The sequence below is a fragment of the uncultured Gimesia sp. genome (assembly GCF_937919775.1).
GTDB lineage: Bacteria > Planctomycetota > Planctomycetia > Planctomycetales > Planctomycetaceae > Gimesia.
The window spans coordinates 1-11,135 of sequence record NZ_CALFPF010000403.1; the positions used below are offsets into that span (position 1 = coordinate 1).

Below are 11,135 nucleotides of genomic sequence, written 5' to 3' on the forward strand. Positions count from 1 at the left end.
TGATATTTCGATAAGATCAACTCCTGGATATCACGTGAAAGAGACTCAATATGCGAAAGAAAAAGAACGCCTGGTTCGAGAGGCATTGATTCGTCGAAATCTCTTTGAAAGATTTTTGTGACCGTTTGTTTCAGTTCGCGGGGTGGCAAAATTTCACAATCCAGGGGAATAAATATTTTTCTTCTCTGCTCACTTTCAAAATGAATGACTCTAGCCAGATGCTCTTTTCCCGTGCCCGGCTCCCCACAGAAATGGACTGGCTGATTCGTTTTTATCGCCAGTTCCAACTGCCGCAAGACGCGTTGCATGGCATCATTACGCGCAACAATCGTGGAAAAACGAAACCGGTTTCTCAAAGACAAACGTAACGCGGCCAGTTCAGCATGCAATTGCTGAGGTGGAGATGCAGTCGGCAAAGCATGAGGTGCTTCGATTCGATCGATGATTCCCAAGACCAATTTTGTCTGAAGCTGTTCATCAAGTAAAGGGATATAACGGATCACACAAGGTAATGTTTTTCCGCGACGCGTGAGCAGATAACGGGGGACCTCAGATCTGCTGCCCTTAAAAACCTCGGGAGGAGGGCACAATAAATTACAGACCGATTCACACTCATCGGCGTCCGTATCCACTGCGTAATCACAAGTCTGTCCTTGAATTTCCTCTGCAGGCCATTCCAAGATTTTTTCACAGCCCTGATTAAAAAACAGAACTGTTCGTGATGCATCGATCAGAAACAAAGGCGTATTGAGAGAACTCAAACGGGCTTCCAGCCGGGTGCGGCGTCCTGATCCTCGCTTCATACTTACCCGCACCTCCCATACGACATTTACCCGTCAGCCGAATCCGGTTTCTCTTACAGAATTGAGAACCTTCATTGAAAAAAGTACCGTCGGCTCTTATCTTTGCACACGACCGGATCCGCCACCATTCATCAAGGCTTCAATTTCCGACCGAGTCGAATAGTTAAAATCTCCCTGAATACTATGCTTCAAACAACTGGCGGCAACCGCATATCTTATGGCTGTCTCCAGGGATGCAAGTTCCGGAGTATTCAATGCAAAAATCAACGCTCCGGCAAAAGAGTCGCCAGCCCCCACCCGATCGACGATGTTGTGAATCTGATAACTGGAATAATTGCCATCCGAGTCACACGGCGCAAAACAGGCCTGCTGCTGACCCTGATCATACAACATCGCACCCCAGTTGTTATGACTGGCTGAAATACTTTCGCGTAACGTGATTGCGACCTGCTTTACATTGGGATACTGCTCGGTAATCTGTTTTGCAACGGAAAGATAACCCTGAATATTCAGGGCTCCCGCCTCGACATCAGATTCAGGCGCTCTGATTCCCAATGATAAATCCGCATCTTCCTCATTCGCGATCACGAGATCAACATAGGGAACGAGCGATTGCATCGTCTCTCTGGCTAATTCAATCGGTTTGGTATCAGGTTTCCAGTTCCAGAGTTTTTTGCGGAAGTTCAAATCACAGGAAACCATCACATTGCGTTGACGCGCCTCCTGGAGCGCCCTGACAGTTAAATGTGCCGCCGATTCACTAATCGCTGGAGTAATCCCTGTAATATGAAACCAGGTCGCTCCCTCAAAAATCCGATCCCAGTCAAACAATTCGGGAGAAGCTAAAGCGATCGAACTGAACCCACGATCATAGGTCACTGTCCCCCCGCGCTGGTTTGCTCCGGTTTCCACGAAATAAATTCCGAATCTCCCCTGTTGGCTCCGATAGATCAGGCTGGAATCAACGCCTGTTTTCCCCATCTCCTGAATGAGTGAATCCGTAATCGCATTATCCGGGGATGCTGTCGCGAAAGCCGAGGCGCCCCCCTGAAAAGCGATGGATACGGCGACATTGAGCTCGCCTCCACCAAACGTTGATTCAAGAAGACCAGGAATGGATTGCCTGATTCTCAGATGGTTTTGAGGGGCAAGCCTCAACATGACCTCACCAAAAGTGACGACTCTCACGGTACACCTTCATTTTTAGACAGGAAAAGTTCGCGGACGAAAACTATAATCAGCTTACCTCGGTCCGGTGAATCATTCCAGCATCGTGATGAAAGTCGTTATGCCAGATGTTTTTTCAAAAGAAACAGTGATCATAGATGACCTAAAATGACGTGGTCTCTCCTTCGCTAAAAATCGCTTTTTTCTGGTCGTTAGATTCTTGCTTTATTTTTTAATAAAATGAAGGGGTGTGCCAAATAGTTGTCATACCCTTCTTTTAGAATTCGCCAGCATACTTTAACTTTCGTAATCTGATACAATCAAGACAAAACAAACAGGTGGCGGCAGTTTCGTCTAGCCCGTTCAGGGACAGAGATGGAGATGGACGGGGTTGCCTGCATGGAACTGCCGCCCCACTGTATTTGTATCTGCTGATCGCTTGCTACTGAGATTACACTTTATAAAACAGGATAAAGTCTACAATCGACAGCTACTCAGATATCCAAATTGGAGGTCTTTGCCTGCATAAGCATGATTCCTTGATTTAAGACGCTTGATTCATTTTGACTTTGAAGCCCGGGAAATAGATTGCGGGCTGCGGTTTTCATCATGTTCAATGAATTAGAAAAGAAATCAGATGCTCCAAAACGAATCAGAAGTGATCTGCCCGGCTTGTGATAAAAAAATCACACCGAAATACGGGATCAATGAGTCCCGTCAGTTGACCTCTTTAGACTATCAATCCAGGCGGCTTGGCTGTTCTGTTGAATGTCCCTATTGTGGTCACGTTTTTATCTTCAAGATCTATCACGACGATAAAAAAGTTTCTTAATTTCACCTCTCATCTTTGGCTTCAGCCTAGAGATTCACAATCATTCTCAAATTTAAAATCATTGAGCCAATCAGACAACAAAAGCAAATAAACGCCATTCTTTTCTGCGCAATCTGACGGTAACGGGTCAGAGGTTTTGCAAAGCAAATCTGTATGATCAGTTTTGCGCAGACGAAAGCGACAATGGTGGAAGAAATTACCATCACTACAGCTAACCCAAGATAACCTGCATGTACCGTCGCCATCATTCCCGCCGATGATTCCTGCTGGATTTCAAAAAGCGTCTGCAAAGTCTGCCACTTCATTCGAAATAAAGCTAACCCGGGAAAACCCATCAGAGTCGCCAGCAAAACAACGGCCACACTTCCCAGTAAACGTTGATCGCCAATCAAGCCCTGTAACTGTTCCTGATACTTTATTTCTGTTTGATGATTGCCGAGGCTATCCAGCAGGCAGGCCAGCCCAAAAACCGCCAGGACAAAAATTATCAGTTCCGGAGCAAACGCTTTCATCATCTCCGGAATGGAAATTGAAGCTCCTCCAAACGGTTCATGCCGCCATTTCCAACACGTCGCCGATAGCTGCGCAAAGAAAACACCTGTGATTTGCATCACAATTAAAATCAATGTGATCTTTAACTCAGACTCAATCAGCAAGAGTCCGGCGGTGGAAGCCAGCACGATCAAAGCCATGAAAAATAAAATCTGCTCCGTGTACCCGTAAGATATCACTGCAATTTTATGTACAAACAGAATTAAAAATACCGCTCCCGCACAGGCGGAAATCAGGACAGATAATATGGAAAGCCAATAAGGTATTTCTTTCAGAAGCACACGAATACGGAAATTGACAGGGATGGCTCCCATGTGAAATGCAATGCCCGTCACAATCAGAATAATCCCCAGTGCGGGAATCGAATGATTCAATAACGGAACGCTCTCCTCATGGATCCTGCTCAGATAATTGCGAATGGACTCCAGGTGGGTTGAGCCAACAGAAGCTGACAATAAAACCACGCCCGTGAAAAGAATCGCCGTCAAAGGCAAGACTGATTGGAACAATAACACCGCGTTCTTTTTGTGCGCAAATTGAATACGACAGACAATCAACCACAAAAGCAGATACAGAATCAGTTCAAACGCGAATACCAGAAAAAAAAGATCATTGAACATTCGTAATCGCGACCATCAATCAAGAACCATGTTCCAAAGCTTAGCTTGAAACCGAAATTCGCCCTGTCAACAGGCACATCAAACGCATTCAGAACTCCTGTTGCATCGTAAGCAACACTTTTCCGGATTTTCCTGCTCTCTCTGCCTCGATGACGGCCTGCGCAATCTGCTCCATCGGGAATCTGGCGGCAATTTCTGTTGAAAGCACCCCTTTGCGAATTAATCTTGTCAGAGTCATCACCAGTTTTATTTTTTCTGGTAATGAGAATGCTTCCATCTGACGCGCCAGCCAGAACCCTTCAATACTCGCACCATTTCTGATCAATTCCCGCGATAGAAAATCCAGAGGTGCGTTTTCCAAAGATCCATAAAGAATCAGCTTCGCCCGCTCCCCCAGCACTTTGACGATAGAAGACGCCGTCTGTCCTCCGATCGGATCAATGGCAAACTGCAGACTGGCATGCCCCAGAGTTTTACGGATTTGATCGATCAGGATACGTTCATTGTCATGTGCTGAATTGTAGACGATCACATATTTGGCACCGATTTGTCGTAACTGCGCAGCCTGATCATGACGGCGAACGATATTCAGTGTCTTAAACCCGTAATAATCCCCCAGGCGAATCACCATTTTGCCGACAGCCGAAGCCGCCGCCGTCTGCAGCAACCATTGATTTTTCGGTACGCGTAGCAGCTGTTTTACCAGAATATAAGCTGTCGCAGGATTCACAAAAAAAGTCGCAGATTCTTCCAGTGATAATTTTGAAGAAACAGGAATGACAAACTGGCTCGAGACGGCCACTTTTTCTGCCCAGTTACCTGTATTGCGATTGAGCACAATGACTCGCTTACCTTTTAACAGCGCGCCGCGTAATCCTCCTCCACTTGTCTCTACTACACCTACACCTTCAAATCCTGGAGTCGCAGGAAGTTCAGGCCTGGTTGAATAGCCGCCTCTAATATTTAACAAGTCAGAAGGATTGACAGGACTGGCCTGCATGCGAACCAGCACTTCCCCCACTTTTGCAACTGGTTCTTCAACCTCACAGACTTTGAGGACATCTGTCGGTTCTCCAAATTGCTCAAAGCGAATCGCTCGCATGGACTGTTCTTTCACTTTCGAAGGGCGTCTTTGAGGTACGAGTTTAGCAGGTTGAAGTCAGCACAAGCAAGCAGCCACATCAGACAATGCGACGGAAAATCCCCCATGAATGTAAAAACAATCCTTGCCACCTTAAAGGCAACAAGGATTGTTTGCTCATCTTCAAAATTGAATCAAACCCGGATTCACTGGTTCGATAAAACTAATTCTGCTTCTTGGGACTGAAATTGGAAACACCTGATGCTGTCTGTGTCGGAGCTGCCGGCAAAGTTTGAGCAGCCTGCTGTGGCTCAGGAGTTTCAGAACTCTTCCAGTTATCGGTTGACCAGTGAGGATAAAATTGGACCACACTGCTTCCCAAATCACTGAGAATTTCGTGAAATTTTTTCGTCGTCATATTCTGATTCGGAATCACACGCTGAAGTACGAAGCGACGATTACTGGAAATATAAGCAAAAAATTTGCCATTTCCCATGCGGTCGTTGTCAGACAACAAACGCAGCATTGCCGTACGAGGCACATCAGCCGCACTGCGGGGTAGCGGGTCAAGCCACGCCATCACCCAGACCCATTCACCGTTCTCACTCAGAACGGCAGACATGGAAAGTTCCCACTCTTCTTTGTTTTGATTGGCTTTGAACTGGAAGTCGTAGCGTTTTTTATTCTTGGTCGTACTTAAACCCATTGCTTTCAACAGGTTTCCCAATTGCTCCTCAGAGAGCTGTCCAGGATTATTATTGCTGGCAGTCACTGCCGATTTTGTGGGAGCTGGCTGCTGTGCTTCCACTCCGGTTCCCAGGATTGCCATGGCCGATAAGACAGCCAGAAAGCAGCCAACTACGATCCATCCGCGAAACGTGATTTTCATTTTGAAGACACTCCTTTGTCACTTCGATTCTCTTGTCCAAAAATTTGTTTACGCATTGTCTGCTCTCATTCCTTTATGAGCAGACCGGCTGCTTTGCATGATGGAAAGCAGCCCTGCAATAAACAGTTCACCGTATTGTCAGATTCACAGTTCCCAGCGGCAGTTTTTGCCGAGTTGAGTTAAGCTAGCTCAAATAACCCTTTCAGGCAGATTTGAGACCATGTTTCAAACTGATTTAACTCTTGTAACAATTTTTCCGGTGAGTCAAACCCTGTCTCTATGATCGACTCTTCACGGGGTAGAACTTTGGGCAACTCCAGGTCAAATATGTGAACTATTCCCAAGTGGACCTTTCCAACCTCGGTTTCATCGTCATTTATCAGCCCGACACACTGTTCTGTATACTTAGTTTCCATCACAACTTCTTCATTAATCTCCCGTTGCATCCCCTCCCGGTAAGTGGAGCCGGTTTTCCCTTCGTCTTCCAGAGAAATATGCCCGCCAATCCCGATGGAACGCTTGCTGTGCAGCCGCTGCTCTCCCCCTTTGGATCCGCGCGTGTAATAAAAGATCTTCCCCTCGTGACGAAAAATACAATATGGGATCAATTGTTTGAAACTGGGGTCTTCTTCAACGGTATCCCGAGGTCGGAAACTGATATAATTGGGATCAAACAAGGTATTCAGATACGGTTCCACCCGATCATTAAACCCTTGAAAATAACCGACTTCGTGAAAAAGAAGCGTCGGAACGACCATGACGTGTTCCACTTGCTGTTCCGTATCTGACATCGCTGATCCTTCTCTGCTCTGCTGACATATTGATTATATATAGACATAAAGAATTTGGTTTAGACGGTGATCCCGAGCAATTCGCCCGCTTTTTCCCCAATATCAGGAGCACGCATGAGCGTCTCTCCCACCAGGATACCTCGCACGCCCGCATTCTGCAGCCGGAGTACATCCTGTCGATTTCGAATCCCACTCTCGCTGATGAGTAAACAATCCTCAGGAATTTTCGCACCCAATTGAATCGAGTGATCGAGACTGGTCACAAAAGTCTTCAGATTGCGATTATTAATTCCCAGCATCGGCGGTGATAACTTTAAAACGCGTTCCAGATTATTCGGCTCATAGATTTCCACCAAAGCCGACATCCCCAGTTCCAGCGCGTAGGCATACAAGTTTTCCAGTTGACTGTCATCCAGACATTCGGCGATCAGGAGGATACAGTCAGCACCGGTCACACGCGCTTCCAGAATCTGGTAGCGATCGATAATGAAATCTTTTCTCAAAACCGGAATTGAGACGGCCTGGCGTACTGCTTTCAAATAATTCAAATGCCCCTGAAAAAAATGCTCGTCCGTCAGCACACTGAGACAGGCCGCCCCGGACGCTTCATAGATCTGTGCAATTTCTACCGGATGAAAGTCTTCGCGAATCACGCCCGCAGAAGGGGACGCCTTTTTGACTTCAGCAATCATTCCCACCGGACCATGAGTTCTCAAGGAATCCACAAAATCGCGCACGGGAGGCGCAGCGGCCAGTTGTTCAGCCAATTCCTCAAAAGATTGTTTTCCCTTTGCCTCGCTGACTTCCGTCTTTTTAAAGGCGATAATTTCTTCGAGAATATTTCCCACGACTGTGATTAAGTACCTTATTTGAGGTTAAAAAACGCAATTTACTTCTCCGTAGCATAACTATCAGCGACACGAAGTACCACAGAGTCAGCAAAACCAACGCGGATTCGACTTGTAATTCTGGTTTCTGATCACGACGATGGTCTTTTTATCCGTCAATCACACCTAAAATTGATTGAAATCGAGGTTTCTCAGGTTGGTTCCTACGTCACTGCACCTCTTACTTCTGTTGCTGACCTTGCTGAGCATGCGCTACTGGTTCATGCTTTTCCAGGACAGAAACAGCGCCGCCGTTTTTCAGTTCAACACGGACCGCAGTCAGCTGGAGACCTCATTGCCGGTCTTCCTGACAATCCTCTGGATTTCCCATCAACTGATGACATCCATGACAAAAGAATGGATGCAGTGGCAGCAGACAACAGCCCCTGCCGATACCATCTCTCTGAATACTGTGATTGCATCCTGTGTGATTACAGTATCCTTTGGGGTGGTACTCATACTTTTTCTGGTAATATTGAAGCAGGATTCCCTACAGAAACTGGGGTTTCGCCTGAATGACATAGCCGGCCAACTTCGCGATGGCTCTGTCGGCTTTCTCCTGGCTTTGCTTCCCGTGATGGCTCTCCTCTTGTTGACACAGTCGTTTCGAACGGAAGAAGCCATGCACCCCTTGTTCCTCCTGCTGAAAGCACGCCCCCAGTTTTCCACGATCAGCTGGATTTTTATTTCCGCAGTCGTCGTAGCTCCTTTATTTGAAGAGTTAATCTATCGTGTCCTCTTCCAAAGCTGGCTCGAAGATCTCCTGCCCCCTCTCGCAGCAATTTTGACAAGTTCGCTGATCTTCAGCATCGTACATGGATTTCCCGATTGTATTCCGTTGTTTCCACTGGCTTTGATACTGGGAGCCCTCTTTTATTACCGCCGCAGTTATGCTGCGAATGTCGTCACACACGCTCTGTTTAATGGGATCAACCTCGCTCTGGCCCTGGCAAATCAGCCGAATCCCGTCTGAATTGACCCAAGCCCAAAAAGTGGTCAATTGACCATCTCTCACTTTGGGGTTCACCTGATTTTCAAAAAACGCTATCTTTTCCCCCTCTCTCAACACCTCTCTATCCCTTCGGAGACCTCCGAAATGAAACCTACCCCATCACGCCACTGGGCGTTGTTCTGTCTTTGCGCATGCGTTTGCTTCTCGTGTCAAACGATGAAGTCCAAAATGGATTTGATCTACACGGGCAAAGTGACCGGTGCATTGTCCCAGCAACTGGTCGCAACTTATGCCGATTCCCTTAAAGATCCCATCGCCGCTGAACAGTCCGATGAATTTACAAAGTGGAAAATTCTGTATGCGACAAACCGGCTGCAGGAAAAAAATGCGGCGGGAGAAACGGGCTACGCCAACGAATTCGGGGATACGCTGGCTTACGGTACAGGGCAGGTCCGTATCTCACGTAAAAATCACAGCGATTTGAAATCGAAAGTCATTCAGACAATCTGGCAGGGCGCCCCTGATCCGGAAGGGCAGGTCGAAATCAGCTCGCTGACACCGGCAGAAGAAACCCTGTTTTTTGATGATTTGAATTCGATGCTGGAACATTCGCCACAAAAGGACATCCTTGTGTTCGTCCATGGATTTAATGTCAACTTCCCGAGCGCCGTCACCCGCGCTGCACAAATCGCCAATGAACTCCCCTTCAATGGTGCCGTCATTTGTTATAGCTGGCCTTCACAGGGTGGGATAGAGAAATATCTTCTCGACGGAGAAGCTGCCAATGCGAGCGTCGAACCGATGGCTCAATTTTTGGAATCACTCGTCAACTCCGTTCCGAAGGGCACAAAAATCAATATTATGGTACACAGCATGGGCAACCGCGTCGTGATGCGCGCCATGAATCGTTTGCCGGATCTCTATGCACAAACAAAGCCGTTTCAAAACGTAGTTCTCGCCGCACCCGATGTGGGGGTTTCCGAGTTTAAGAAACTCGCTCCTGCGATTATTGCCCAGTCAAATCGAGTGACCCTCTATTCGGGTTCCGGCGATGTCGCGCTGGTCGCGTCCAAGGCAGTCAATCAGGAACGCAGGGCAGGGGATTCCCGCGAACCCCTCATTATGGAAGGCGTCGAAACCATTGATGTTTCTGCCGTCGACACCAGCTTCATGAGCCACTCCTATTACGGTAGTAACCGCGCCGTTTTGAGTGATCTCTTCTCTTTGATCAAACAGGACACCGCTGCTGCCAACAGAAAATGGCTCCTTTCAAAAAATCATCTCGGCATGAACTACTGGGCCTTCGATAAAGAACCACCGGAAATCAAAAAAGTTCGCGCCACCAGTCTCTGATTCCCGGTTTACTATGTATCATCGCGAGACAGAATTATGATGTCGTGAAGTAGCGATTATATGATTCCCTTCCGATACACGAGGTAAAGTGATGAAGAACCCGACCTCCCGCTTCTCCGATCGTGTTGAGAATTACATCAAATACCGTCCCGGCTACCCCACTGAGGTATTGAAATTACTGGAAACAGAGTGCGACTTGACCCCCGAATCACTGATTGCCGATATTGGGTCGGGAACTGGGATCTCAGCTCAGCTTTTCCTCAAGCATCACAACACGGTCTATGGCGTGGAACCCAATGCCGAAATGCGGACGGCGGCCGAGACCTTTTTGAGCGACTATCCTCAATTTCACAGTGTGAATACCGCCGCGGAAGAAACTCATTTACCGGGTGACCTTTTCGATTTCATCATCGCCGGCCAGGCATTCCACTGGTTTGACCGTGATCGGACCAAACGGGAATTTCAGCGAATACTCAAACCAGAGGGCTGGGTTGTGCTTATCTGGAACGAGCGAAAAGTAGACTCCACCCCGTTCCTGATCGCCTACGAAAAAATGCTGCTCGAATTCGCCACCGATTACCAGGAAGTCAACCATACGAATATTTCACAAGGTGACTTCAGCCAGTTTTTCGCTCCGCACCCTGTTCTGAACCACACTTTTCCCAACAGCCAGACGTTCGATTTCCCCGCTCTCAAAGGACGCCTCCTTTCCTCCTCCTATTGCCCCAACTCAGGACAGCCAGGTCATGAACAGATGATGTCACGTCTGCAGGAAATTTTTGCAGCGTACCAGACAGAGGGAACCGTCCCATTTGACTACGATACAAATCTGTTTTATGGCCACATCAAATAAGAGATGAAAATCAATCCTGAATCCATCTGGTTCTAACGAGGCCGAGCCGGAATTCTCAGAAGCCGAAATGCAGCTTCACTCTCACCGTGCAGCCGTGAATGGTGGTTCTGAATCATCGCAGGGGCAGCACTTAATTCGGCGCATAAAGAAAGCCCTTAAGAAGGCGGCGAATTGTAGACGGAAAAGTTTATTTTATGCACTTCACAGAAACTGATACGCGGGCTGGGTCAGAACACGCTAATCAGGGGGACCTTCTGGATAATGTCCGTCCAAACCAGATTCCTTCTTAAGGGCCAGGCTGGGTCAGAAAGCTGACTTCAATCAGGGGTTCCGAAGAACCTTTAAACTCCGTTTC

At 47.4% G+C, this 11,135-nt stretch carries 10 protein-coding genes; 3 read left to right on the forward strand and 7 right to left on the reverse strand.

From position 1 onward, the window contains the following. From Q0294_RS11010 to trpC, 7 genes are all read right to left on the reverse strand, one after another. Nucleotides 1-803 (reverse strand): sigma 54-interacting transcriptional regulator (locus tag Q0294_RS11010; protein ID WP_299464798.1); only part of this gene is annotated, 803 nt, incomplete at its 3' end. Between the two features lie 96 nt (nucleotides 804-899). Then, on the reverse strand, nucleotides 900-1,991 hold the full coding sequence (locus Q0294_RS11015; RefSeq protein ID WP_299464801.1) for a sugar kinase: 1,092 nt from the start codon (nucleotides 1,989-1,991) through the stop codon (nucleotides 900-902). An 837-nt stretch (nucleotides 1,992-2,828) separates the two neighbouring features. Further along, a complete protein-coding gene (locus tag Q0294_RS11020) occupies nucleotides 2,829-3,974 on the reverse strand; it encodes a proton-conducting transporter membrane subunit (protein ID WP_299464804.1) in 1,146 nt (381 codons plus the stop codon). 88 nt (nucleotides 3,975-4,062) lie between these two features. Next, a complete protein-coding gene (locus Q0294_RS11025) occupies nucleotides 4,063-5,076 on the reverse strand; it encodes a zinc-dependent alcohol dehydrogenase family protein (RefSeq protein ID WP_299464807.1) in 1,014 nt (337 codons plus the stop codon). A gap of 202 nt (nucleotides 5,077-5,278) precedes the next feature. Further along, entirely contained in the window at nucleotides 5,279-5,944 is a 666-nt protein-coding gene (locus tag Q0294_RS11030; protein ID WP_299464810.1) for a hypothetical protein, read from the reverse strand. Nucleotides 5,945-6,123: 179 nt separating this feature from the next. Beyond that, the gene (locus Q0294_RS11035; RefSeq protein WP_299464813.1) at nucleotides 6,124-6,735 is read right to left on the reverse strand and encodes a phosphoesterase; all 612 of its coding nucleotides are present in this window, start codon (nucleotides 6,733-6,735) and stop codon (nucleotides 6,124-6,126) included. 59 nt (nucleotides 6,736-6,794) lie between these two features. Further along, a complete protein-coding gene (gene trpC, locus Q0294_RS11040; protein WP_299464816.1) occupies nucleotides 6,795-7,583 on the reverse strand; it encodes an indole-3-glycerol phosphate synthase TrpC in 789 nt (262 codons plus the stop codon). Nucleotides 7,584-7,779: 196 nt separating this feature from the next. Here trpC and Q0294_RS11045 point away from each other — a divergent pair, with 196 nt between their 5' ends. The 3 genes from Q0294_RS11045 (at nucleotide 7,780) to Q0294_RS11055 (ending at nucleotide 10,780) form a co-directional block, all read left to right on the forward strand. Then, on the forward strand, nucleotides 7,780-8,595 hold the full coding sequence (locus tag Q0294_RS11045) for a CPBP family intramembrane glutamic endopeptidase (protein ID WP_299464819.1): 816 nt from the start codon (nucleotides 7,780-7,782) through the stop codon (nucleotides 8,593-8,595). 207 nt (nucleotides 8,596-8,802) lie between these two features. Next, nucleotides 8,803-9,927, forward strand: a complete 1,125-nt coding sequence (locus Q0294_RS11050; protein WP_299464822.1) for an alpha/beta hydrolase — start codon at nucleotides 8,803-8,805, stop codon at nucleotides 9,925-9,927. A 91-nt stretch (nucleotides 9,928-10,018) separates the two neighbouring features. Beyond that, entirely contained in the window at nucleotides 10,019-10,780 is a 762-nt protein-coding gene (locus Q0294_RS11055) for a class I SAM-dependent methyltransferase (protein ID WP_299464825.1), read from the forward strand. Nucleotides 10,781-11,135 lie beyond the last annotated feature (355 nt).

Bases quoted from the DNA above. Each gene is read 5' to 3' on its own strand.
- Q0294_RS11035 (WP_299464813.1), bottom strand. From the start codon at position 6,735: ATGTCAGATACGGAACAGCAAGTGGAACACGTCATGGTCGTTCCGACG.
- Q0294_RS11055 (WP_299464825.1), top strand. From the start codon at position 10,019: ATGAAGAACCCGACCTCCCGCTTCTCCGATCGTGTTGAGAATTACATC.
- Q0294_RS11020 (WP_299464804.1), bottom strand. From the start codon at position 3,974: ATGTTCAATGATCTTTTTTTTCTGGTATTCGCGTTTGAACTGATTCTG.
- Q0294_RS11030 (WP_299464810.1), bottom strand. From the start codon at position 5,944: ATGAAAATCACGTTTCGCGGATGGATCGTAGTTGGCTGCTTTCTGGCT.
- Q0294_RS11050 (WP_299464822.1), top strand. From the start codon at position 8,803: ATGGATTTGATCTACACGGGCAAAGTGACCGGTGCATTGTCCCAGCAA.
- Q0294_RS11025 (WP_299464807.1), bottom strand. From the start codon at position 5,076: ATGCGAGCGATTCGCTTTGAGCAATTTGGAGAACCGACAGATGTCCTC.